At 54.2% G+C, this 22,781-nt stretch carries 21 protein-coding genes and 2 pseudogenes; 10 read left to right on the top strand and 13 right to left on the bottom strand.

Annotation, left to right across the window (positions count from 1 at the left end; translation table 11 throughout):
* Positions 1-21 precede the first annotated feature (21 nt).
* From ACYZTX_RS14560 to ACYZTX_RS14535, 6 genes and pseudogenes are all read right to left on the bottom strand, one after another.
* A complete protein-coding gene (locus ACYZTX_RS14560; RefSeq protein WP_462034636.1) occupies positions 22-969 on the bottom strand; it encodes a phosphatidate cytidylyltransferase in 948 nt (315 codons plus the stop codon).
* Positions 966-1,565, bottom strand: coding sequence for a lysophospholipid acyltransferase family protein (locus ACYZTX_RS14555; RefSeq protein ID WP_462034635.1), 600 nt, complete (start codon positions 1,563-1,565; stop codon positions 966-968). The genes ACYZTX_RS14560 and ACYZTX_RS14555 overlap by 4 nt, the downstream gene beginning before the upstream one ends.
* Positions 1,552-2,184, bottom strand: a complete 633-nt coding sequence (locus ACYZTX_RS14550; RefSeq protein WP_462034634.1) for a CDP-alcohol phosphatidyltransferase family protein — start codon at positions 2,182-2,184, stop codon at positions 1,552-1,554. The genes ACYZTX_RS14555 and ACYZTX_RS14550 overlap by 14 nt, the downstream gene beginning before the upstream one ends.
* Before the next feature lie 121 nt (positions 2,185-2,305).
* Positions 2,306-2,991 (bottom strand): annotated as a pseudogene (locus ACYZTX_RS14545) (DUF72 domain-containing protein).
* A gap of 293 nt (positions 2,992-3,284) precedes the next feature.
* A complete protein-coding gene (locus ACYZTX_RS14540; protein WP_462034633.1) occupies positions 3,285-4,847 on the bottom strand; it encodes a diguanylate cyclase domain-containing protein in 1,563 nt (520 codons plus the stop codon).
* A 154-nt stretch (positions 4,848-5,001) separates the two neighbouring features.
* On the bottom strand, positions 5,002-6,438 hold the full coding sequence (locus ACYZTX_RS14535; protein WP_462034632.1) for a J domain-containing protein: 1,437 nt from the start codon (positions 6,436-6,438) through the stop codon (positions 5,002-5,004).
* Positions 6,439-6,787: 349 nt separating this feature from the next.
* On the opposite strand from ACYZTX_RS14535, the gene ACYZTX_RS14530 reads away from it, so the two are divergent.
* The 3 genes and pseudogenes from ACYZTX_RS14530 to ACYZTX_RS14520 all read left to right on the top strand — a co-directional run.
* Positions 6,788-7,222 carry a hypothetical protein gene (locus ACYZTX_RS14530; protein WP_462034631.1) on the top strand — a complete coding sequence of 145 codons (435 nt, stop codon included), beginning with the start codon at positions 6,788-6,790 and terminating at the stop codon, positions 7,220-7,222.
* A 264-nt stretch (positions 7,223-7,486) separates the two neighbouring features.
* Positions 7,487-8,302 carry a DUF1206 domain-containing protein gene (locus tag ACYZTX_RS14525; RefSeq protein WP_462034630.1) on the top strand — a complete coding sequence of 272 codons (816 nt, stop codon included), beginning with the start codon at positions 7,487-7,489 and terminating at the stop codon, positions 8,300-8,302.
* 76 nt (positions 8,303-8,378) lie between these two features.
* Positions 8,379-8,816 (top strand): annotated as a pseudogene (locus tag ACYZTX_RS14520) (MFS transporter); the annotation flags it as partial.
* A 685-nt stretch (positions 8,817-9,501) separates the two neighbouring features.
* Here the strand turns inward: ACYZTX_RS14520 and ACYZTX_RS14515 are convergent.
* Complete coding sequence (locus ACYZTX_RS14515; RefSeq protein ID WP_461972970.1) at positions 9,502-10,560, bottom strand: IS110 family RNA-guided transposase; 1,059 nt, start codon at positions 10,558-10,560, stop codon at positions 9,502-9,504.
* Positions 10,561-10,882: 322 nt separating this feature from the next.
* Here ACYZTX_RS14515 and ACYZTX_RS14510 point away from each other — a divergent pair, with 322 nt between their 5' ends.
* Together ACYZTX_RS14510 and ACYZTX_RS14505 are read left to right on the top strand one after the other, a co-directional pair.
* A complete protein-coding gene (locus ACYZTX_RS14510) occupies positions 10,883-12,016 on the top strand; it encodes an aminotransferase class V-fold PLP-dependent enzyme (RefSeq protein WP_462034629.1) in 1,134 nt (377 codons plus the stop codon).
* Positions 12,017-12,693: 677 nt separating this feature from the next.
* Entirely contained in the window at positions 12,694-13,734 is a 1,041-nt protein-coding gene (locus ACYZTX_RS14505) for a hypothetical protein (RefSeq protein ID WP_462034628.1), read from the top strand.
* Between the two features lie 470 nt (positions 13,735-14,204).
* Here ACYZTX_RS14505 and ACYZTX_RS14500 read toward each other — a convergent pair whose 3' ends face one another.
* Positions 14,205-14,537, bottom strand: coding sequence for a hypothetical protein (locus ACYZTX_RS14500; RefSeq protein WP_462037044.1), 333 nt, complete (start codon positions 14,535-14,537; stop codon positions 14,205-14,207).
* Positions 14,538-14,759: 222 nt separating this feature from the next.
* On the opposite strand from ACYZTX_RS14500, the gene ACYZTX_RS14495 reads away from it, so the two are divergent.
* The 4 genes from ACYZTX_RS14495 to ACYZTX_RS14480 all read left to right on the top strand — a co-directional run bounded on the left by ACYZTX_RS14495 (position 14,760) and on the right by ACYZTX_RS14480 (position 16,616).
* Positions 14,760-15,230 carry a hypothetical protein gene (locus ACYZTX_RS14495; RefSeq protein ID WP_462034627.1) on the top strand — a complete coding sequence of 157 codons (471 nt, stop codon included), beginning with the start codon at positions 14,760-14,762 and terminating at the stop codon, positions 15,228-15,230.
* Between the two features lie 181 nt (positions 15,231-15,411).
* A complete protein-coding gene (locus ACYZTX_RS14490; RefSeq protein WP_462034626.1) occupies positions 15,412-15,651 on the top strand; it encodes a hypothetical protein in 240 nt (79 codons plus the stop codon).
* A gap of 266 nt (positions 15,652-15,917) precedes the next feature.
* Complete coding sequence (locus ACYZTX_RS14485) at positions 15,918-16,454, top strand: P-loop NTPase family protein (protein ID WP_462034625.1); 537 nt, start codon at positions 15,918-15,920, stop codon at positions 16,452-16,454.
* On the top strand, positions 16,455-16,616 hold the full coding sequence (locus ACYZTX_RS14480; protein WP_462034624.1) for a hypothetical protein: 162 nt from the start codon (positions 16,455-16,457) through the stop codon (positions 16,614-16,616).
* A 167-nt stretch (positions 16,617-16,783) separates the two neighbouring features.
* On the opposite strand, the gene ACYZTX_RS14475 is transcribed toward ACYZTX_RS14480, so the two are convergent.
* The 4 genes from ACYZTX_RS14475 to ACYZTX_RS14460 all read right to left on the bottom strand — a co-directional run bounded on the left by ACYZTX_RS14475 (position 16,784) and on the right by ACYZTX_RS14460 (position 20,805).
* Positions 16,784-17,245, bottom strand: coding sequence for a PRC-barrel domain-containing protein (locus tag ACYZTX_RS14475; RefSeq protein WP_462034623.1), 462 nt, complete (start codon positions 17,243-17,245; stop codon positions 16,784-16,786).
* 724 nt (positions 17,246-17,969) lie between these two features.
* Entirely contained in the window at positions 17,970-18,998 is a 1,029-nt protein-coding gene (locus ACYZTX_RS14470; protein WP_462034622.1) for an alpha/beta hydrolase, read from the bottom strand.
* Between the two features lie 25 nt (positions 18,999-19,023).
* Positions 19,024-19,575 carry a cyclophilin-like fold protein gene (locus ACYZTX_RS14465; RefSeq protein WP_462037043.1) on the bottom strand — a complete coding sequence of 184 codons (552 nt, stop codon included), beginning with the start codon at positions 19,573-19,575 and terminating at the stop codon, positions 19,024-19,026.
* Positions 19,576-19,608: 33 nt separating this feature from the next.
* Positions 19,609-20,805, bottom strand: coding sequence for an MFS transporter (locus ACYZTX_RS14460; protein ID WP_462034621.1), 1,197 nt, complete (start codon positions 20,803-20,805; stop codon positions 19,609-19,611).
* Positions 20,806-20,932: 127 nt separating this feature from the next.
* On the opposite strand from ACYZTX_RS14460, the gene ACYZTX_RS14455 reads away from it, so the two are divergent.
* Positions 20,933-21,826, top strand: a complete 894-nt coding sequence (locus ACYZTX_RS14455) for a LysR family transcriptional regulator (RefSeq protein ID WP_462034620.1) — start codon at positions 20,933-20,935, stop codon at positions 21,824-21,826.
* Between the two features lie 392 nt (positions 21,827-22,218).
* Here ACYZTX_RS14455 and ACYZTX_RS14450 read toward each other — a convergent pair whose 3' ends face one another.
* Positions 22,219-22,776, bottom strand: coding sequence for a PqiC family protein (locus ACYZTX_RS14450; protein ID WP_462034619.1), 558 nt, complete (start codon positions 22,774-22,776; stop codon positions 22,219-22,221).
* Positions 22,777-22,781 lie beyond the last annotated feature (5 nt).

Raw genomic sequence — 22,781 nt, 5'->3', positions numbered from 1 at the left:
CCGGTGTTGATTGCGCCCTGATCAAGCAGCAGAGAAGAAGTATCGCGTGAGGTGAAAGAAGATCGGCGCCGCGAAGCAAATCGAGTCCATCCGGTCGAGCATGCCGCCGTGGCCTTTGATCATGGTCCCCCAGTCCTTGGCGCTCAAACTGCGTTTGATCGCCGACATGACCAACCCACCCAGGAAACCCATCACCACGATGACGAACGACATCATCAGTGACTGCCAGAAGCTGAAGGGGGTCATCCAGAACATGCACCCGCCAATCAGCGTTGCAGACAGGCCTCCTCCCACCAGTCCCTCCACCGTTTTCGACGGACTCACCAGCGGCGCTACCTTGTGCTTGCCGAAGAGCTTCCCGAACACGTACTGCAACACGTCACTCAACTGAACGACGAACACCAGGTAGAACAGCAAAAGCGCGTTTTGCCCCGTGAATCCTTCCAGATCCAACAGCAACAGCGCTGGCGCATGGCTGATGCAGTAAATGCAGATCATCACGCCCCACTGAATCTTTGCCGTCCTTTCCAGAAAGGCGTCAGTGTCCTGGCTCAGCACCGCAATCGCCGGTAGCAGCAGGAATGAATACACCGGGATCAGCAGCGTGAACATCGAATACCAGTGCGTACCGATCAGCATGTATTGCAACGGGATCAGGATGAAAAACGCCGAAAACAGGGCGTTATGGTCACCGAGCCTGGTCGGCGTCAGGGTGATGAACTCCCTGAGCGCGAACAGTGAGATGAAACCGAACAGGACGACCGTTGCATTGCCGCCAAGCAGGTAGGAAACGAAGAAGATGATGACCATCCCCCACCAGGCATTCACTCGCTGATTGAGGTTTTCGATGGTCGAGACAGCGCCTTCTGTTTTGGCCCGCAAGGCCAGCAGCCGACCGGCGAGCGAAGCAATCGCCAGCAAGCAGGCCAATCCAAAAAAGAACCACAAGAACTTACTTTCAAGACTCATTTCGACAGCCCCACAATGGCGTCACGCGCGCGCTCCAGGAACGCCTGTTTTTCCTCGCCAGCAATCCTTTCCATCGGGTTGCCGATACGGATTGTGCAGATGATAGGCAGAGGAACGTGTTTGCCTTTGGGCATGGAGCGATGAAGGTTTTCCAGGTAAATAGGCACCAGATCGACATCGGGAAAGGTCTCGCTTAACCGGTAAAGACCTGATCTGAATTCCCCGGGCAGTGCCTCGGATGACCGAGTGCCTTCTGGAAAGAAGATGATCGAATGGCCCGCCTGCACCACCTCAAAAATGGGCTCCAGCGCGTTTTTACCGGGCGCCGGTTTACGGTCAATCAGCACGGCATTGAGCCCTTTCTGCGAGATGTACGACAGAAACCGGTTCTTTCCCCAGTAATCGGCAGCGGCAATCGGCTTCACATTTAATCGTGCTTCGGGCGGCAGGGCCGCAATGATGGCCAAGGTGTCCATGTGACTGGTGTGATTGGCGAAGTAGATTCGCTGACGCGTGAGATCCGGTGGACTTTCCCACCTGGCCGTGACGCCGATAAGGAGTCGAAGAACAGAAATCAGCGCACTACTGATCCACATGGTCAACCCCCTTGAGCTGCCCGCAGATCACCAGCGTTCGCGTGATGCACGTTGCGACTGATCCAATGGCGATGACCGCCAGCGCGATCAACAGTACGTAATGAGTGCCATATACGCTGGCTTCGACGGTATTCAACAGCAGACCTGCGGTCATCACGGCCATTCGATGCTGCTTGGCCATGGGGCCCATGAAGGTCTGCTTGAGACCCATCGAGCCGCCGAACACCCTCACATACGCCGTCAGTGCAGCGACCAGGGCAGCAAACCACCCCAGGTCCGGGTGCCCAATGGCATATCCGAGCCCGACGATCAGCAGGCTGTCGGCAATCCGGTCCGGGAATTCGTTATAGAGACTGCCGATGTCGGACTTCTTGCCGCCCTCTATCGCCACCATTCCATCGAAGAGGTTGCACAGCAGGCGCAACTGAATGCCGACCGCGCAGCAGATCGACCCAATGACACCGTTATCAATATTGAGCGCCACGACGCCAGCGAGCGCGAAGACGATGCTGGCGACGGATATCTGATTGGGGGAAATGTCTCTTTTCACCAGAACGTCGGTGATGCGTTTTGCCCAGCCCGCAGAACGCGTCTTGATGGGCCGTCTGTTGTCATCCACTGTTTAATATCCCTATAAATGATGAGTTACTGCAGTTGCATTGTAGTGGCGAGTCGCGCTGACGACACCCGCAATATAGTGCCTTTGCTTCGGTCGGTTTTTTTGGGTTTTCCTTAAGCTGTCAGGAACCGTCAGCAATACCTAATTTGTCGATGCAGGCCTGCAGGGTCAGGGCATTGCCCAGTGCAAAACCGCTGGCGGTGTTATCGAAGATGCACCAAGTGGTGATCCCCGCCTGCGCCGAGTTTTGCATTTGCTGCGCCAACGCCTGCAATCGTTCCGGTTCATAGTCACTGTGATAAATACGCGGCGAGCCATGCAGCCGCCAGTAATGGATTCCAGGCCAGCCGCCCGGTGTCCCCCGCCTGTCATCGGCGACGGATCAGCCGCGACCCGCCCGACGCGCTGCTCGATCAACAAAGCGTCTGCGTTCAGCCAGGTTTCATGCCGAGGCTCAAGCACCAATGCCCCTGAGTAACGCTGCCGCAACGCCCTGAAAAATTCTGTGGCGATGCCTTCGTCGTAAGCCAGCGACGGCGGTAACTGAACCAGAAGACACCCCAACGAATCGCCAAGCGCCGTGCACTCGGAGAGAAACTCGTCCAGCAGCTGCTCACAACCCTGCAATCGCTGAACATGAGTGACGAGCTTGGGCACCTTGACCGAAAAACGAAACGGCTCCGGAACCGACTGCGCCCAGCGTAAATACGTTTGCAATCGATGCGGGCGATAAAACGAGCTGTTGATTTCTACCGCCGTCAGACGCGACGCATACCGCTGCAAATGCGTGCCCTGGGCAGGAAACATCGGCCAGTACTCACGAGGCAGATTCCAGCCCGCACAACCGATGTAAAACAACGAACCCGGATTCGACCCAGCCAAGCGTTTTCACCTTCATTTTTCGGAGCACCGTTGCGACCTCAAACTTCGAGATAAGCCCTCAACACAAGTTCGTTTTTTCCTCGCCATCACCGTGTCGGGTGACGTGGCGTTGGTCCGCCATCACTTCTCGGCACAATCGCCAAAGACACGCACCGCGGTTCGCCAGCATCTGGCTGGCGTCTTCCACCGCCTGGCCGGGTCTCAAGGAACCAGAAAACTCAGACCGCACGAGTCTCATTCATGGCCACTCCCTTTCGCCCCAGTTGCTTGACGCCATACATGGCCTGATCCGCAGCTTTGAGCAACGTATCGAGACTCTGGCCATGGACAGGACACAGCGAGACTCCAATACTGCACGATATTGATAGTTCTCCTGCGCTTGTCACGACTGTCTGCGCGATGGTTTCGAGCACCCTCGCCGCCTTCAGTTCAGCACTCTCTGGGTGAGTAAGATCGGTAATCAGAATTACGAATTCATCTCCGCCATACCGTGCGACGGTGTCACACAAGCGAGTGGCCTTTAGCATACGATTTGCGACCGCTTGCAGAACTTCGTCGCCGACCTCATGGCCGTACTTGTCGTTAATTTCCTTGAAGTGATCCAAATCGATCAACAGTACGGAAAACGGCACTCCTTTTACTTTCCAGTCGTTGAAGGCCTGGTCAAAACGATCTGCGAAAAGGTAGCGATTAGGCAGTTGGGTGAGCACGTCATGAGTGGCGAGATAGGTCGAGCGTTCGTGTTCGACCTCTGCCCTTTCAATCGCCTTGAAATGCCGAATCAATACCATCGGCATTAGTACGAGTACCCCTGCCAGAACAGCAAGGATTATCAATGTTTCCGCAGTCAGAACATCCCCTAAACGCAACTGACGCTCAAACAGCAAGGTCATCGGTTGTGAAACACTGCTGATCTCGACCCGATCAGCCAGACGCGGCAAGAACAGGCGATCCAGGAAACCGGCTTGCTGGGTCTGCGTTGAAAACACATTGCTTTCAGACCCTGCAGCGGTTTTCAGGACAGCACTGATGTGAACCAGAGGATCCACGTTCGCATAATTCACCGCATCCAGTAGCGCACCCGTCTTGATCAATAGCAGAGACACCATCGTGCTACCAAAAAAATTGGGGCGGGTGTTCGCTCGCACCTGTTCAGGCCGACTGACTGACTGCATCAGAATGTATGCGCTGCCACCCTCAAACATTGTGAAAACAGGTGATACGACGGGCTTTTGATTATTGTGGGTTCGAGCCAGCGCATAGGACAGATAGGCGACGGTTTCCAGCCTGACGCCATAGATCGAACTGGATTCCGGGAGTAACGGGTACATGAACAACACAGGCCAAGTCTCGCTGAGATAGACCTGATGTTGGGCAGGTTGTTGTGTGAGGCTCGGGAAATCCTTGAGTTCAAAGTCTGGCCGCCAAGTACGGCGCAACAGATCTTCAAAGGCAGCCTGCTCAGCGATGGGTACAGCCCTTGCCGCCTCGAGCATGTAAATATGAGGGTAAGCTGATAAAACGGCTGCCGCGTAACGGGCCGCCGCTTGCGTGTCGCTCTGATCGACGGCCTGGAGAAATGCTGAGAAACCCGCCAACACGGCTTCATTCGTATCAAGCTGATTGCGCACGATGCCGGAAATATTCTGCACGTATTCTGAGAAGCGCGTTTCCCTGCGTTGAGTCTCGGACTTCAGCAGCAACAAGGCCGAAAAACCTACCAGGCCGACAGCCAAAATAATGAACCCCACCAAGGAGCTGCGCCGTTTAGTAAATATCATCCTGATTTCCCGTTGCGCAAAGCGTGCGTAGAGCCTTGGCCAGCCTTTTTGACGTCAGCTGGTGTTGAGTCCTGTAAGACCAGTGTTGTAGATGACGCTAGCCCCAGCCTCACACCAATATTTCGGAATCAGAGTTGGGTCGGACACCCGATAATCAGAACTCATCTTCGGCAAGATTATAGGTGGTCATATTGCCGTTTTGGACCTTATACAACGTCAGTGTGAGGTCACTGTGTTTCGTACCTCGAGCAGTCTTTTTTTCTTCAAGCTTGAACGGTTCAGAGCGCGACAGATAGCCGGAGACTAGATCTCTATAACGCAGATCATAACGACCCGGTGTAACCGCTTTGGCCGTAAAACGTCCGTGTGCAGGAATGAACACGAAGCGGGCCGGCTTGGCTTGTTTTCCGTTTAGGGATACCAGCTTTACAAAGACGTCCGAACTGTTCTGTCCGTTGTCGATGGTGACGGTCGAAAGCCCCTTAGCGTTGGTTTGAGGGAGCCCCTTCAAATAAGAGGCCAACCTCGGCCAAGGTTGCCCGTTTGGTGCTTTCGGTGGTCTGATCCAGGCTTGTTTGACCACCGGAGTGCCAGCGTTCGTCGAGTCCCCCTGGGCCACTGGCTGGCGCGTTGAGCTTGTCCCGACCGCATTCGGAGAAGGTATTTCGGCAGTTGAAGTCTGCTTGCCGTAGTCGACATTCGCCGTAGCTTCAGCTACGTATGACTTAGGGTCTACCGGCGGAGCATAAGTGTTCGTCTGTGCATTCAGTAGTACTGATGAAATGCCAGCGGCCATTACAGCGACTGCCCCTAATTGCACAAAAAACCGTCGCTGTATGAGTTTCCACGCGTTCCTGAGGCGGACACTACTGCCGCCGAGCGCGTCTAAAAACGTTTCAATGTGTACGCGTAACTTGGCCCCTTCGTCATCGACGTAACTACCGTCGGAGTTTTTTTTGCGAGGAATTTTTTGCGCTAGGCCAAGCGCGTCCAAGGCCACTGCGCGCGCCATGTCGGGGCGGCCTGTGGCGGCGAAAAACCGGGCCTGTTGGGCAGCCAATCGCGCGTTAGGCATCACCGGTCGCTTGCCGCCGAGCATATTGACCCATAGGGCCTGGACGGAATAGATCGGGCCCCACGGAAAGCCCCACCACCCCAGGGCCCAGGTAATCGCGGTGGCCTGAAGTGCCTTTTTTTCGGCACAAGGGCTACAAAAAACCCCTTGGGTCATTGAGCGTACCGTGAAAACCAGGAAGCTCTTGGCTTTTAAGAAAATCACGTAACGAGGCTGGGCAGAGACTTTGCCGCAACATGAGCAGACGATGGGCTCGGGCGCCTCGACAGCTTCGGCGCAGACTTCCTCGGGTGCCTTTACCGACTTCGTGTCATATTCGGCTCGAGACGCTGGTTGGGAAAGTACGGCGTAGGCTTCAATGAGGTGCTGAAATTGGCTGGTCGCGCCTGCTGACGCGTTCCGATCAGGATGCAGTTCCATTGCCCGCCGACGGTAGGCGGCTTTGATCAACGCGCCATCAGCGTCGTTATCTACGCTGAGAATCGCATAGTAGCCTTTCGGATCCCTACTCCCCATAGCGTCTCGTCCCGGTCTTATTCCCATACTGCTTGCGTGCCTGATCTAACCCTCTATTGCGCTCGGGCTAAAATCCCGGCCTTTCGAGTGGTCACGTTTTTCAACGTTTGCAAGGTTTCGGACTTCGCTTGAAAAACAACAGAACGGGACAATTCTAGGGCAATTCGCCACTATTCAGAAGAGCAAATTCTACTCCCATGCCATAAGCCCAATTCTGCGCAGTCTGCCAATCAGAAAGTCGGGATTCATCGCGCCAGGTACATACCCCAGTTGGTTTTCCTCATAGAGGCTATTGTCTTCTACGGATGAGCTACCATAGCTACACCGTGTTTTCTTTCAGGGGAAGATTATGCATCGATTGGTGAAGCCGTCGGATTATGTTCTTCAGACTGCAATGGACAGAATGGTTTACATCCTTCCCTGGGAACGTCGACATTGTCCGGGAAACCCTACGGATGAACCCGAGCAAGGCGCTCTGCTCTATAACAAATACATCCTGAATTTCATACTTGGTGTAACACCGCGAGCACCCAGCGAACAAATAATTGAAATTGCGCAATGGTGTCTGGGGTTAGCCGGAGAGCCTGCCAGGGCGTTGGCAGATGATATGTCTGCGGCCTACCTCAGTCGATACAGCTTTGTGCTCGCTGACATTTCAAAATACGATGATGAATCGAAAGAGTTTCGGGGACACCTGGCGCTCTGGCCTGACGAAATTAAAAAAATGCCAGCGAATCTGGTGATGGCTCTACGAGCCCGGGCTGCAGGCCTTTTGTTGCGCTGACACCTGGGATAGCCAAAAATCGGGGCAGGGCTACGAATAGTTATATCTTGACCTGCTCACCCCTCATACGCCGACCGGCAATTGCAACGCTCCGCAAATCTGCGGCACGTTCTTTCTCACCCAATAATGGGTGGGTGGCCGTTGAAGTCTGACGCCAGCGAATTCCCCTCGCTTTCCCGGTACCTTGCCGAGCGTCTACCTTTAATCGAACCCCTCCTGACCAGATTGGTCTGCTCTTGTATGACATCTCTGGAATTAAATACTATGTCCGCGCACAAGAGCCTTGTTGTACTCGCACGGGGGGGTTATGCCGCTCGAGGCGTTCTTTATCTGATCATTGGTATCTTTGCTCTGCTGGCAGCTCTGGATTCGACAAAACCGAAGGATAGCCACAAAAGCCTTGAGGCATTGTTAAGCCAGCCATTCGGTTATGTTTTAGTCGGGCTAGTGGTGGCGGGTCTGCTCGCCTTCGCCTGTTGGCGAGTGTTGCAAGCAACGCGGGACGTTGATCACCACGGTAAAAAAATCAAGGGACTGGTGATTCGTGCAGGTTTGTTGGTCGGAGGCGTACTCAACGGCGCGCTAGCATTTTTTGCTTTGGGCCTACTCATTAGCGGCGTCAGAAGCTCGGGCAAATCCGGAGGGGAACAAACAAAGGATTTACTGGCGTATCTCTTGTCTTGGGAACACTCAAATGTATTGGTGTACCTAGTCGCACTCGTACCACTCGGCGTAGGCATCGCTCACATCATTAAGGGCTGGAAGGCGTCGTTCGAAAAATATTTTGAAGCCGACGAAGACGTTATGCGCTATGTACGTCCGGTGTCCCGGTTCGGCCTTATAGCCCGTGGAGTCGTCTTTATCGAGATTGCCCTGCTGTTGATAATAAGCGGCTTAAATTACAAGACCATGGATCCACCGGGGATGAAGGACGCCCTCGATGCCCTCCAGAACTTACCAGCCGGAGGTGTGGTTTTGATGGTGATGGGCTTGGGGTTGATCGCTTTTTCGGTTTACAGCTTGTCCGAAGCCGTTTGGCGCAAGATAAACATGGACGTGCCTGGAGTACCGAGATCATAGCTGCGTGATACGAATCACCGAGATGGGTTGTGGATTCAACCGGTCGATGCAACAGATTGGCTGAATCGTTCAGTGGCGCAAGGCGATCACGGCCGCTGCACTCGGCAACGCGATGGAGTGGTTCGATTTCGGCGTCTATGGTTTTGTCGCCTATGTTCTCGGCAAGGTATTCTTCCCCGGCGCTGATCCCGGGGTGCAGATGATTGCCGCGCTGGTCACCTTCTCGGTTCCCTTCCTGATCAGGCCTCTGGGCGGTTTGTTTTTCGGTACGTTGGGCGATAAGTACGGTCGGCAGAAAGTCCTGGCGGCCACCATCGTCATCATGTCGCTCAGCACCTTCGCCATCGGGCTGATTCCGTCGTATGCCTCGATTGGCATCTGGGCGCCAATCCTCCTACTGCTCGCTAAAATGGCCCAAGGTTTTTCGGTGGGTGGTGAATACACCGGTGCCTCGATCTTCGTCGCCGAATATGCCCCCGATCGCAAGCGTGGCTTCCTTGGCAGCTGGCTGGACACTCCCAGAAAACATTCGCTACCACATTATTCGTGAGCGTCATGAAACCGGGAATGACCTTCCTTATGTTCCCGAAGCAGCCCGCATTCTTGTCTCAATGGCTCAGGCTTGCGCGGAATTGGTCGGGGCAGCCGACGCAGCACCCGCTCAGAAAGCGATTGCGGGAATGAATCATTGGTACAAGGCCTACGCCGTACCGCATATGACTACCGCCATTGGGCTGGCAAAAAAACAGTCTGACGCTTAGTTTTAGGGGCACTCACCAGGCAGAGACGGATGTGTTTTCTCTGGTTTTGAAGTCATCTATGGGTCGTTTTATGCCGGTCGCGACAGGTAGAAATCGGCCATAAGCAGTCAGTGGACACACTAGGTGTAACCTGATTGCCGCGTTGCGCCATCGTTGTCGACCAACTGGACTGGGGGCAGTTGCTATGTATGGACTCGCCCCCACTGTCTACCCGCTTTTGAAAAAACCGTCGCCCCGTTGCATCTATGTATTAGGCCTATTCGTGGAAGCCGTCTTCGGCTTCTGGCCAAAATTGGAAAAGCTCGTGGTATGCCGATTACAGTCAGGCCTCGAAGGCCAGTAGCAGCTTAGGCATCAATCCACGCCGGTCTTACCTGGGGTCAATTTTCTTCAGCAAAGGGTCGGACAGTCAGTACCTCGGTGGCAGAACTCTGTCGCTCAGTGGCTCATCGTCGCTTGCTGGCCATCACCAGCGTGGCGACGATAAGTCTGGTCATTCTGTAGAAGCACCCAGACGATTCGCAGGTTGCGGTTGGCTAGCCTGATCGCAGCCTCCTTACGACCCAGCCGGCTCATCCAGCGCAACAAGCGGCGGTCATCGGGTTGCTGGGAATCAGGTCGTAGTTGTTGCAGCACCGCATGGGCTCCCTGGATCATCAGGCTGCGTAAATAAACATCGCCTCGCTTGGTCATGTCCCCCAGCCGGACCGTCTGCCCGCTGCTGTGCTGGTCAGGCACCATGCCAAAGTACGCGGCAAACTTGCGGGCATTGGGAAATCGCTCAGGCTTGGTTTCCTTGGCCACCAGTGCCGTGGCAGTGACTGGGCCGATGCCGCGCACAGTCATCAGTCGCTTCGCCGTCATGTCGGCGTTGGCGGCCACTTCCAGGCGTCCCGTCAGCACGCTGATGCGTTCGCCCAAATGGCGCCACTCGGCCAACAGTTCGTCGATCAGTTCACGCAGCAGGCCAGGCACCGGCTGGGTAGCATCTTCCAGTACCCGCGGAATTTTCTGGCTGATCGCAACATCGCCCTGCGCCAAGGCCACGCCGTGCTCGAGCAGCAGGCCGCGCATCTGATTACTTACCGCCGTGCGTCGACGCACGTAGCCCTGACGGGCGCGATGCAGCGCCTGCATTGCCAGCGCCGCAACGCTTTTGACCGGTACTGCGCATATCTTTTCATCGCGACCAGCCCGCAGAATCGCCAGCGCATCGTTGCGATCATTTTTAGGCCCGCTGCGGTGTGTGGCCACCAAACCGGCTGGAAGAATGCGCGCCAGATTGCCTTGGTCTTGCAGCTGCCGGGCCCAGGCTTGAGCGCCCGGACCGGTTTCCATCAAAACCACGACATGAGGCGGCAGCTGTTGAAGAAATTCATAAAACGCCTCGCGCGACTTGATCCGCTGCTCATAGCGCACCTGGCCGAGGACATCTTCACCGGCGACCTGAAAGACCTGCTTGGCCAGATCGACCGCCAAGGTTGTGCAGGCCGACAAATCGGAAGAAGACAGGGATTGATCAATCGAACTATGATTTTTCATGGACTCGCCCTCGCTGTCGTTGGCTGTTTAGACTGCCACCGTGGCGCATTGACGCCTCGGCTTGGGCGAGTCCATCCAATTACTCGTGCATAGGTCATTGCCAGTTTTTTACCGTTGTATTTCGTGTGCGCAATCTGCGCAGTTAGAACCAGTTGCCGCCCACAGGTGATGCCAGCCGCTCGACAGAAGTCGCAATTCAATCCCGAGCAATCTTGTCATTTGCCAAGGCTTAGGGCAGGGTCGATACCACTGACATCTCTGCCAAAGGAGTCACCCCATGTCAAAGCTATATCCCAGTATCGATCCTGAGGGGCTGGTCGAGTACTCAGTGGTCTACACCGACCGCTCGCTCAACCACATGTCGCAGTCATTTCAAGCCGTGATGAAGAACATTTCCAGGACCCTGAAACAGGTCTACAACGCCCAGGCTGTTGCGGTAATCCCGGGCAGCGGCACATTCGGCATGGAAGCGGTGGCGCGACAGTTTGCCACCGACCAGCAATGCCTGGTGATACGCAACGGCTGGTTCAGTTATCGCTGGAGCCAGATCCTTGAGATGGGCAACATCCCGGCGGCCACTACGGTGCTGAAAGCCCGACCGGTCGACACTGGTCGCCAGGCTGCCTACGCCCCACCCCCTTTGGACGAAGTGCTGGCAGCCATTCAGGCGCAGAAGCCGCAGATTGTCTTCGCCCCCCACGTTGAAACCTCATCAGGGATTATCCTGCCCAACGACTACCTGCGGGCCGTCGGCGACGCCGTGCATGCGGTGGGTGGCCTGTTCGTGCTGGACTGCATCGCCTCAGGCACGCTTTGGGTTGATATGCAGAAATGCGCAGTCGACCTGCTGATCAGCGCACCGCAGAAAGGCTGGAGCGCCTCCCCTTGCTGCGCACTGGTGATGCTCAGTTCTTGGGCCCTCGAGCGCATCGAACAGACGCATAGCAGCAGCTTCGCCTGCGACCTGAAAAAGTGGCTTCAGATCATGCAGGCCTACGAACAGGGCGGACATGCCTACCATGCGACCATGCCCAGCGATTCCCTCGCGCGATTTAACGAAGTGATGAAAGAGACGCAAACCTACGGTTTCGACAAGGTCCGCGGCGAACAACAGGCGCTGGGCGATCGGGTGCGCGCAATGTTGACCGGCAAAGGCATCAAAAGCGTGGCCGCAGCTGGCTTTCAGGCGCCTGGCGTAGTGGTGAGCTACACCGATGATGCCGACATCAAGAGCGGTAAGAAATTTGCCAACCGCGGCCTACAGATCGCCGCCGGAGTGCCGTTGCAATGCGACGAGCCGGCCGACTTCCAGACCTTCCGCATCGGTCTGTTCGGACTCGAAAAGCTGCACAATATCGAGCGCACGGTCAGCACCCTCGAGCAGGCACTGGACGAGGTGATGGTTAACTAAGCCCTCATCTTGCCCGCAGCACATACCGAACTTGTGAATTCCAGGAAGGCATCCTGCTCTGGGCACTGCCGGCCCATGGCGCTGATCTTCGACGAGTATGACGCTGGTCGTCCGGACGTCATGTTAGAACCACAAGGGAAAGCCCGTGCACGCGTCATACTGACACGTGCGCCTTTCAGCGCTATCAAAAAAAGGGTTCCAACGAAGCCTTTCACGGGGCGGATGATTGGCGGCTGTATGACTTGGATCGACCCAAAGCTGACTGTGGCGACGGGCAGAAATCGGCCATTTCCGGTCAGTCGTGGCAGATGTAAACTCGCCAGCGTGCCTTGCTGCGGATCCAGATCTTTGCCATGTGTGGGTACCCGAGCGTATCGGATTGACATCCGCTCCTTCTCAATGCCACATCTATCGCATTTCATGTCGCAGATAATTGAGCACCTGCGACAGACTCACGCGACATCGCGAAGCCTTTACCGTCAAGCGCGAGTGAGTCGCCGCATAACTTAGAATTAAAGCGACGACTGTGGCTTCGCGTGATCAAGCGAAGGTGCTATCGTACCAATGTGGCATATTGACATAACTTTTTTTTGGATTGTTATGATTGACTTTTTTAGTTTTGCAGTGTTTTTTCGCACGCAATAATTTTGATTTTAAATCTACCTTTAATTGAATTTATGCCTTCCAATCAATTGTTGTACCTGCTTTACGGTAATAAAACAGTCTACCGGCATGAAGCCAAATTTAGCATCCTATCTGCCCTCCGTCATCAGAAGAAGCTAGGCAGCTTCGTCATCACCTTGATGACAGACTCGCCTGAGCAATTCTCCGGCTGGCCTGTCAACATTGTCGCCCTAGACGAGCAAACTATTACTGCCTGGAAAGGCACTCAAGGGTACACTCACCGTCTGAAGGCTTGTGCCATTGAAGTTGGTTCAAAACTTGCCGACAAAACCATTTTTGTCGACACTGATACCGTATTCCTCTGCGACCCTGCATCGCTATTTGATCAGGTATCAGATCATAAATTCTTGATGGATCGATTTGAATTCACGTGGGAAGAGGCCATTAAGCGGCCCTCCTTCGCAGAGTTTTCGGCGGACGTTATTGTCAAGGGACAAGCACCAGCTGATAACCTGAAATTGTACAACAGCGGTATATGCGGCCTTACTCTTCAGAACTCTAATCTGATCAAGCAAGCGATTGATTTAATTGATGAGTGGTCTAGCTATGGCAAAACCCTACACACCATCGAGCAAATTGCGATTTCTTTCATGCTAGCAGATAAGCAGGTGAGTGAGTCGTATGGCAAAGTGAATCATTACTACGCGTGGAAGCGCTATCATCATGCGATGTTTGAAGTTTTTTTCAAAACGAACGGTGAGGATTATTCTTGGGCATTGCTACAGCGTAGTTATGAAGTCCCAAGCTTCAAGCCTCTCCCCTCTTATTTCGCAAGGTTCAAGGTCAAAATCCAGCTCCTGTCTGTCGATAAAGATCTATTAAAAGCGGCCAAGTGCTACTTGTACGGTAATGCCTTGCGGAATAGTCCGTATATGCATGTCTGTCGTGACATTTGGTGGCAGCGAGCATTGGAATCGATACGCAAAAGAAACCCAAGCCAAGCCAAACTTCGGCGGCTGGGTAATTTCTGGAACGGCAAAAACGAAAACTCTCGTTTCAAGGCGATGCTTGCGGAAAAGCTTAAGGTGGGTTGAGTCGCCCCTATTTTCTAGACGCTTTCACAGGCAGCTTAAAATCGAAAGCTACCAGGACATAGACGCGAGCCGACATAGGCGCGGTCAGTCTTGGCCGGATTTACCATAACTCCCGTTATGAGCAGTCTAGTACCCTCGCTCAGACCCGGTTGCCGCAGTCCGACAGCACCTTGTTGGATCGAGTAAATGGGCCACACATACCATTGCCGCCTGGTGGAAGAATTTCCGCTGACTATGACTGACCGGTATGGGTCGATTTTCGCCTGTCGCCACCGTCAGCTATGGGGCTTGGGGCTGGTGATCAGTTAAACATTGAGATTTTTGGATGGAGTGATGGTGTTAAAGCCAGTCCGCGATACGACTACCGTACCCTAATGTTTGAGGCTTCAATCGACACGAACCGGTCGGGTGACCCGCGGTAACCGAATGCGGTTCAACTCCAGGCGAGCGAGCCAAGTGAGAGTGCCCGCTTACATCGACTTGACCGACACCACTTCCACAAACCTGAATTTTTTTCTGGCCGTCTTAGTAGCTTCTTGCTCTGCAACTAGAGCGCTCAGCGTATCGGCCTCATTTACCATCTCGTGCATCTTGCCTTCAAATTCATTTCCCACCCGCAGCGTGACTCTCAGCCTGGGCGTGAAGTCTTTTGAGACTTTCTTTTTCTTCGCTGCCTTTACCGGTTGCACGAGCACGACATCCGGGGCGGAGTCTTGCACGTGTGAGTTAATTGCCGGCGCAGGGGACTCAGAATCACCGAATAGTGCCCGGCGCATCTCTTCTTCCGTCAATTCTGTATTCATACCATTTCTCAGAAGGGTGTTATCTATAACCTGACCGATTCTATCAGCATGGCCGGACTCAGTAGTAAAGCGCCGCTGGGTCAGACCTGAAGCGGTAGAGGGCCAGCAGATACCGGCGAGCGTCAGCGTCTGGCCAATAGCGGCCTGTAGGAACGGCGCTTTAATTTCTTGAAATCGTACCCAGTCAGTAATTAGGTTGTTCATTTTCCGGGAGCTTTGTGAATGCCAGTTTTTGAAATTTCCCCGCTAAGTGCAGTCGGCCCCGTGATGCTTGGCGCTTCTCGCGCAGCGGCAAGGGAAGCAATGTTTGTAAATGGGTACCCACTTGAGCAGTCCCATGGCGGCGTCGATTATTTCAGCAACGCGTCCATGCAGCTTTCGTACAGCCCATACGATGAAGTCTGGTTCATAGGCGTCTCGGGAAACTCGCCGATTACTTACGTGTTCAAAGGGGTCAATGTTTTTGCGGTCGCTGCGAGTGAACTGTTTTCACTGATGGCCGCCTCGGACGGTTCCGGCCCCCATGATTTCGACCGATACGAGTACTGTTTTCCGAACCAGATACTCACTCTTTGGGATGCGGATGAACAATATGACCGCCAAGGAGGAGAAGAACGAGAGGTGTGGGGGCAAGTCGGAATCGGAAATGATGCTTATGTGGCAGCGATTGACGCGATTGAGAAAAAGCTGTAACGGGTTAGATCGAACTCGCCGAGGGAGCGGGAGCTGGAAAACTCCTGCGGGCGCTGCCAACCATGGCAGGTAATTATCGGCCAAGAGCGGCCTTTGAGTCCAAGGCGCAGCTACCGGCCAAGAGTGGCCACTCAATCTGCTTTTCGGGCACCATAAAGCCGGGCAAAAACGAGCTATGAATATGAAACATGAACTTTGGCTGGAACCCGATGGTTGCCAGACTTTCTGCCTAGCTGGTGCTCACGGTGATGACGCGCGCAATCTTCTTTCAGCAAACTCCAAACTGATCTGGATGGTCGAAGCTGACAGTCACTTTGAAGCGATGACCAAATACTATTACTTCATGGCATGGGGTGAATACCGGACAGACTTCCCCGAACAAGACCAAATATCCTACGCAGAGCTGGGATGGGGTGAGTAACGGGTGCCAAGCGAGAGGACGGGTAGTCCACCGTTTTGAGCTCTAGACCCACCGTCCGCATTGGGTCAATTTCAACCAGTCGCGACAGGCAGAAAACGGCCAGAAGCGGACGTTTAACAAGACAATGTGAGGGCGACATTTGCTTCATCTGCAAATAGCGCAGCAGGCAACAAAAGTTCATTTCTGTGGTGCGGTCTCCCATCAGCCTTTAATTGACCACCCAAAACCTGCACAATTGTCGGCTTTTTTCGCGACAGGAAGTCCCCATGCAACGGATTGTAATTCTGGGCAATGCCGGTAGCGGCAAATCTACCCTCGCCCGCGCCTTGGGCAAGCGCCTCGGCCTGCCCGTGGTGCACCTGGACACCCTGTTTTGGGAGCCCGGCTGGGTCGAACCCGACGCCGAGCAGTTTCGCGCACGGGTCAGCGAAGCGATCGCAGCGGATGCCTGGATTTGTGAAGGCAACTATGCCCGGCGCACATTCGACCTCCGCCTGCCCCGTGCCGACCTGATCATTTGGCTCGATACGCCGCGGCTCACCTGCTTCACCCGGGTGATCATGCGCAGCGTAATGAACCGCCCTCGCTCAGACCTTCCAACAGGCTGTACAGAGAAGCTCGACCGGGCGTTCCTGACCTTCCTGAACTTTGTATGGAATTTCGATGGTGGCTACCGCCCAGGTATCGATGCGGTGCGCCAGGCCATTGGCCCGCAGATTCCTACGGTGCACTTGCGATGCAGGTGGCAGATTGGCGCATTTCTAGACAGCTTGCTCGCGACACCTGAAACCTGCCTTGAATAGATGGACACCAGTTTCAGCCAGCTAAAGCGGGCATGGTCAGAGCTGTTTGTCCCGCTGATTCCGGTCATGGTGGTGGGCTTCCTGGGGGTTATGGCGCTGGCTGACTTCATCGGTATTACGCTCTTGGTGGTACTTGGCGAACTGGCGCTGGCTGGGACCTAGCCTTGGATTCGGCGGCGGTCAGCAGAATCCACCCTAAACCCTTGTTGCTGCCGACAGAGCCATTTGTCACCGCAATGCGCGCCTTAGGGTTTGGCACCCCCAACGCCAGCCTTAGCATGTCGTTGTTTTGCTCGGCGCGCATCACTCTTCGTTTTGGATAGGGACGGTTAGCTCTTGTCGATACTTTGTCTCTGGACAGTATCGTAATCGAAGGGTTTAGTTCCATAGAAAGAATGGATTTCTGTTGCCCAAGACTTGTCGGCCATATTAGGCCAACTGTCCTTGTCAAAGCCTGGTGCATTTTCCAAGCGCTCTTTCTCTATATTTAGTACGAAGCGCTTATTGAGTGTATCGAGTGACAATGCATTCCAAGGTACCGCAAACAGTTTTTCTCCCATGCCAAGAAAGCCACCAAAGGATAGAACGGCATAACTCACTCTACCGCTGCGAACATCAAGCATGATTTCCTTAATATCTCCCAAGTCCTCTTCATTATGGTTATAAACATCATTTCCAATGAGCGTGTCTGCACCCATCAGGTCGGGCCCAGGCCCCTGTTCCTCGGAGCCGGCATCTCGTAGGAGGTTGGTTTTGTAAATGCCATAGGTATCGCGATCTTCATAGTTCATTGCTATCTCCTATCAACAATCAACAATCAATCAGAAAATGTATATGCAGCCTTTATGACTGTATTGATGAGAGTCACCCGCTTTTGAAAAGTTTGATTTTTTTTTCGCGTGACGACAAATGGTAGGTTGGAAATGAAACTAATATTTAATCAGCTTTTAATTAGGGTGCTACCCATGCATAAAATTGATGCTTTGTGTTGTTTTATATATTGGCATTCACCTACATTGCTTATCGTAGATACCTGAATAAAGCGATTTCCTGTTGTGGCAATTATGTCTCCAGCTTGCATATGACCTCATAAATATGACGATTAAGTTTTGCCCACAACTGTAACCGACCTCGGTCAGCGAGGCGAACTAATTGAGTAATAGTCCATATAGGGAACTACAGTAAAGTCCGGAGCAGGACATGAAAGCGGCAGGCGAATGTCCGCTTTTGGACCCAGAGTGTGTAAAAACGTTTTTCAGCGAGATTGGCGCCCAGTGTTGGAGTGAAAATCGCGTTTCTACGCAAAATCCAGATCGGCTGAGCAGTCGATAATTTTCAGATTTCGCATAGACGCGCAAACTTCAATTTTGACGAAGCGTTTTTTACACACTCTGGGCCAATAGAAGACATTCACACATCGCTAAACATCTTGAATAAACGACGCATTGAGAATGCATGACTCCCGAAAAGCCTCACGGCGGTGAGGCTCAATTGCGAGGAAATCCGATCAATCGTTTACTTCAGGTTGCTCTGAAAAAAGGTCGTCAGCTTGTCAAAGGGAATGAGATTGACGCGGTCATAGAGGTCGACATGGCCTGCGCCTGGAACGATGACAAGCTCCTTGGGTTGACCGGCCAGCTTGTAAGCCTCTTCGCTGAATTCCCTTGAGTGCGCATCTGCACCGGCAATGAACAACATCGGACGAGGCGAAATTGTCTCAATGTCATTGAACGGGTAGAAGTTCATGAACTTGATGTTGCTGGCCAGCGTCGGGTGCGTCGTCAGTTCTTTCGTCGAGTTGAGTGGCGTGTACTCGCCGCGCGGCGTGCGGTAGAAGGCATAGAACTCCCGCTGAATGGGATGCGTATTCTCATCCAGTTGATGCACCGAGCCACTGGTGTAGCGGGTTTCACCACCAGCGAACTCTACATAACGTTGCTGCGCGGCTTGCGCGATGATGTCTTCGCGTTGTTCCAGTGTTTGGGAATGCTTCAGCCCGTTGCGATTGGCTGCGCCCATGTCGTACATGCTCACGGTTGCAATGGCTTTCATTCGTGGATCGATCTTGGCCGCACTGATCACGAAGCTGCCGCTTCCACAAATCCCGATGGCTCCAATACGCTCCTTGTCTATGAAAGGCTGGGTGCCCAGAAAATCCACCGCCGCGCTAAAGTCCTCGGCATAGATATCCGGCGAAACAGCGTTGCGAGGTTGTCCCTCGCTTTCGCCCCAAAACGAGAGATCCAGGGACAGCGTCACGAAGCCCTGCTCGGCCATTTTCGTGGCATAGAGGTTCGCACTCTGCTCCTTGACCGCGCCCATTGGGTGGCCGACAACGATAGCGGGACTCTTCGCTTTGCGATCCAGATTTTTGGGCGTGAAAAGATTCCCGGCCACGTTCATTTGGTATTGGTTTTTGAACGTGACTTTTTGCACAGTCACTTTCCCGCTCGTGTAAAAATTATTGGCGCCGTTAGACATATCCGCTCCTATTGCTGAAAGTGAACTGACCAGAAGCGCGAGTAGAAGAATGATTTTTTTCATTGGAAACCCTGTTCATACGCAGAAATTAGTCTTTGGAAAACACAACCCGCACATCACGCGGACCTAGCGCCTGAGACAGGCCGGCAGGGTCGTCCACACGACCGATACGCGTGTACGAGTACGACGAGTTAAAGGTCAGATAGAAGACCACCAGCGTGTCCGTGCCATACAACACGAGATCGCCATTGCGCAGCGTTCCTGGGACACTCGCCTGGATAGGCAGCGCTTCAGGAAGACTGGCGAATTTCTCATTACTGTTGAGATCGCTCATCTCCAACGTCAGCGGCAGCATCGCGACAAATGCACGAGCGGAAACGGAGTCGGTCAAAGTAATGGCGAAGCGATGCTCGCCGACGTTCATCCACATGTGTGATTTCTCCGAGATCAACGACGCCGATGCGGCATCTTTCGCAGCTGTTTCATGTAAGCCAGATGCGGGATGTTGGCGGGTTTCGTAACCGCCGAGTAAAAGCATTCCATACAGCAATCCCAACCAGCGCAGGCCCCAGACTCGGCGGTGCCCGATTGCCGAGGCGAAGGTGCGCATTTCACAAATGGGGGCGCTTAAGTAGCTCATGGTCATGACGCGTCTCCTTGCTCTTCTCGCAGTTCAGGCGGTCCGGGGCGTCTTGGAGCGTGATGCCAGAACAGTCAGGAAAGCCGCAAGCAGAAGCACGGCGGCGCTCGCCACGAACGTGCTCTGGTAGCCGCGACTATCGAACAGCAGACCTCCAACGGTAGACCCCAAAGCGATGGCCAACTGAATCACCGCCACCATCAGGCCGCCTCCAGCCTCAGCATTCCTTGGCAGGACTTGCGCAACCCAACTCCACCAGCCCACAGGCGCGGCCGTAGCCACACCCCCCCAGAAACCGAGCAGCACAGCAACGGCAAAGACCGAGGTTCCGAAGGGGATCAGCGTCAAGGCGATCCCGGCCATCAGTAAGGGAATGGTGACGAGTGTCCGGAATAGCCCACGCCTCAGGAACGTTCCGATAATCAGGGTGCCGATGAAGCCTGCTCCGCCAATCACGAGCAAGATCAGCGACAGCGTGGTTACGTCAACTTTCGTCACCGTTTCGAGGAACGGCCGCAGATAAGTGAACAGAGCGAACTGCCCCATGAAGAAAGCGGCGCAACCGGCCATGCCCAGCGCCACGGACCGGTGCTTCAGCAGTTTGAAGACATTGCCGGAACCCGGCGTGCGCTCATCCGCCTTCATGGTCGGCAGGCTGGTCCATAGCCATATCAGGGCAATCGCCGCTACCGGCACCAGGCAGAAAAAGGCGCCGCGCCAACCCATGACCGAACCCAGATAGCTGCCCAGTGGTGCGGCAATCACAGTCGCCAACGCGTTACCGCCGTTGAAGATGGTCAAGGCCTTGGACAACTGGTTGGCAGGCACCAGGCGCATGGCCGTTGCCGCGGACATCGACCAAAAACCACCGATGACCACGCCGATGAGCGCACGGCCGACCATGTACATCAGATAATTTGGCGCCATCCCGACGACAACACCGGATAGAGCCATCAACCCGGTCAGCGCCAACAACAGCCTCTTGCGGTTGAGGGCTCCTGCCAGCCTCGAGATCGACAAGCTCGTCAAGACCGCGAATGCCCCGGAGATCGCGATGCCTTGCCCTATCAGCCCTTCGGTGACATGAAGATCATCGGCTATCGGTGTCAGCAGGCTGACGGGCATGAACTCCGACGCGATCAGCGCAAAAACGCAAAGCGTCATTGCAAAGACCCCGCTCCAGTAAGCGGGTTGCTCATTTGCCTCAGCTATCGGGAAAACAATGGCCATCGGGGCCTCACCTTCATTCAAATTCATGAATGGAATGGTGAGGTAAGGACTTTCCTCTGACTAGCTAATGAATACTTAATAAGGCTATAAGTAGAGCTAATCAATAGACTGCAAGGGCGGTTGCATTATGGTCAGAAGGAACCTCAACGATCTGCTGTCCTTCGTCACCGTGGCGCGCGAGGGCAGCTTCACACGCGCCGCCTCGATCCTGGGTGTCAGCCAATCTGCCCTGAGTCAGGCCATCAGCGGCCTGGAAGCGCGCCTCCAGATCAGGTTGCTGACACGGACCACGCGCAGCGTCTCGCCTACGGTAGCTGGCGAGCGACTGTTGCAGGCCATCGGTCATCGCTTCGATGAAATCGAAGCGGAATTGGATGTACTGACGGAATTGCGCGACAAGCCAGCGGGCACAGTACGAATCACCTGCGGCGATCACGTTCTGCGCAAAACGTTGCTGCCCAAGCTCACACCGTTGCTACACGAATACCCGGATATCGAAATCGAATTCGACGTCAATTATGGCTTCAGAGATATCGTGGCTGATCGTTTTGACGCAGGTGTGTGTCTGGGTGACACCATCGATAAAGACATGATCGCAGTACCCATAGGACTGCCGTTACGGATGGCTGTCGTTGCCGCGCCAACGTACTTTGCCACCCGTGGCATTCCCAAAAATCCGCGCGACTTGATGGACCATAGCTGTATCAACCAGCGCATGCAGACATCTGGCGGGCTTTACGTGTGGGACTTTGAGCGGCGCGGTAAGCAGTTGAACGTCCGCGTAACCGGACAGCTCACTTTCAATACGTCTGTTCACATAGTGGATGCAGCATTGTCGGGGTTGGGAATTGCCTACCTGCCCGAGGAGGAATTTGAACCCTATCTTCAGGAAGGCAGGCTGATGCGAGTACTCGATGACTGGTGCCCCCCGTTCGCTGGATACTATTTGTATTACCCCAGTCGACGGCAACCTTCTCCGGCATTTTCGCTTGTTTCCAATGCGCTGCGCGAAGGAGTCTAGAAGCGGAGAATTGCAGACTCAGTACCTGAGTAGAGCAGAATAGATCGTCCTTCTTCGTTGATGTCGGAGCATTTCTGGTGGCCGAGAAGACATAGTTCATGAGTGGGAGTATTTATGGCCGTTCCTCATGCTGGTTGAGCGCCTGGCTTATAAGCGCCTTTGGTTCGTCATTCTCCGGTGAGCAGGTCATGATCCTCCTTGGCTGGCATGCAAGGTGTGCTGGGCAGGTCTTACGAATGAGGGACTGGACGCTATGAGTCAGCCACTTTCCGCAATGGGTCCGATAACAGCGACAGGCCGAATTCGGCCAGCAACGGACGCGGCGATATCACTTGAATCTGACCGCCCGTTTGAATCATTCCGTCAGTTGTTAGCTGGCCTTAAAACATTTGTTACTGCACGACGGGGCAATCACCAGATGTCCTACCGGAAGCCTCACTGATTAGGGCGGCCAGGCGTTTTACATTGTCTTGATGAGCTATCACCAAGTCATCGATGGTGGGGCCGGATGACGAGCGGAGGGTCGTTCGGCAAGTCATCAGCGAGTTATTACTCTCACCTGTTTTGCGCAGTCGCCATTTGACGTCGATCAACGCGTATTGACCGGGAATGGAGTCAAAGCGCTGCACATCCAGGCGCAACGACACTCTGCGTTGCAGATTGCTATTGACCAGTTGATCGACCAGGGCGCTGCGCAACTCATCCACCAGACTCGCCGCCCACCATTGGGTTTCGAGGATCGCCAGGCCACTGTTGCCTTCACGAATGACGATCTGAGGGCGATCGACCTGGGGCGGCACCGTGATGCCTTCGATCGAAATTTCCTCACCGTTGCTTTGCGCCGTCGCCGGTTGTGCCGGGGTCAGCGTGTGAAATTGAATCGGATCACTGCGGCAAGCGGTGAGCAGTAACAGCGCGGTAACCACGGTGATCTTCAGCGGAAAAGCCATGGGGT

This window comes from Pseudomonas sp. MDT1-17, from assembly GCF_054898105.1.
This window is presented reverse-complemented; position numbering and strand designations above follow the sequence as displayed.

Excerpts from the sequence above, each read along its gene's own strand:
- ACYZTX_RS14560 (WP_462034636.1), bottom strand. The coding sequence starts at position 969 with ATGAGTCTTGAAAGTAAGTTCTTGTGGTTCTTTTTTGGATTGGCCTGC.
- ACYZTX_RS14555 (WP_462034635.1), bottom strand. The coding sequence starts at position 1,565 with ATGTGGATCAGTAGTGCGCTGATTTCTGTTCTTCGACTCCTTATCGGC.
- ACYZTX_RS14540 (WP_462034633.1), bottom strand. The coding sequence starts at position 4,847 with ATGATATTTACTAAACGGCGCAGCTCCTTGGTGGGGTTCATTATTTTG.
- ACYZTX_RS14535 (WP_462034632.1), bottom strand. The coding sequence starts at position 6,438 with ATGGGGAGTAGGGATCCGAAAGGCTACTATGCGATTCTCAGCGTAGAT.
- ACYZTX_RS14530 (WP_462034631.1), top strand. The coding sequence starts at position 6,788 with ATGCATCGATTGGTGAAGCCGTCGGATTATGTTCTTCAGACTGCAATG.
- ACYZTX_RS14525 (WP_462034630.1), top strand. The coding sequence starts at position 7,487 with ATGTCCGCGCACAAGAGCCTTGTTGTACTCGCACGGGGGGGTTATGCC.
- ACYZTX_RS14510 (WP_462034629.1), top strand. The coding sequence starts at position 10,883 with ATGTCAAAGCTATATCCCAGTATCGATCCTGAGGGGCTGGTCGAGTAC.
- ACYZTX_RS14505 (WP_462034628.1), top strand. The coding sequence starts at position 12,694 with ATGCCTTCCAATCAATTGTTGTACCTGCTTTACGGTAATAAAACAGTC.
- ACYZTX_RS14500 (WP_462037044.1), bottom strand. The coding sequence starts at position 14,537 with ATGAATACAGAATTGACGGAAGAAGAGATGCGCCGGGCACTATTCGGT.
- ACYZTX_RS14495 (WP_462034627.1), top strand. The coding sequence starts at position 14,760 with ATGCCAGTTTTTGAAATTTCCCCGCTAAGTGCAGTCGGCCCCGTGATG.
- ACYZTX_RS14490 (WP_462034626.1), top strand. The coding sequence starts at position 15,412 with ATGAAACATGAACTTTGGCTGGAACCCGATGGTTGCCAGACTTTCTGC.
- ACYZTX_RS14485 (WP_462034625.1), top strand. The coding sequence starts at position 15,918 with ATGCAACGGATTGTAATTCTGGGCAATGCCGGTAGCGGCAAATCTACC.
- ACYZTX_RS14480 (WP_462034624.1), top strand. The coding sequence starts at position 16,455 with ATGGACACCAGTTTCAGCCAGCTAAAGCGGGCATGGTCAGAGCTGTTT.
- ACYZTX_RS14475 (WP_462034623.1), bottom strand. The coding sequence starts at position 17,245 with ATGAACTATGAAGATCGCGATACCTATGGCATTTACAAAACCAACCTC.
- ACYZTX_RS14470 (WP_462034622.1), bottom strand. The coding sequence starts at position 18,998 with ATGAAAAAAATCATTCTTCTACTCGCGCTTCTGGTCAGTTCACTTTCA.
- ACYZTX_RS14465 (WP_462037043.1), bottom strand. The coding sequence starts at position 19,575 with ATGAGCTACTTAAGCGCCCCCATTTGTGAAATGCGCACCTTCGCCTCG.
- ACYZTX_RS14460 (WP_462034621.1), bottom strand. The coding sequence starts at position 20,805 with ATGGCCATTGTTTTCCCGATAGCTGAGGCAAATGAGCAACCCGCTTAC.
- ACYZTX_RS14455 (WP_462034620.1), top strand. The coding sequence starts at position 20,933 with ATGGTCAGAAGGAACCTCAACGATCTGCTGTCCTTCGTCACCGTGGCG.
- ACYZTX_RS14450 (WP_462034619.1), bottom strand. The coding sequence starts at position 22,776 with ATGGCTTTTCCGCTGAAGATCACCGTGGTTACCGCGCTGTTACTGCTC.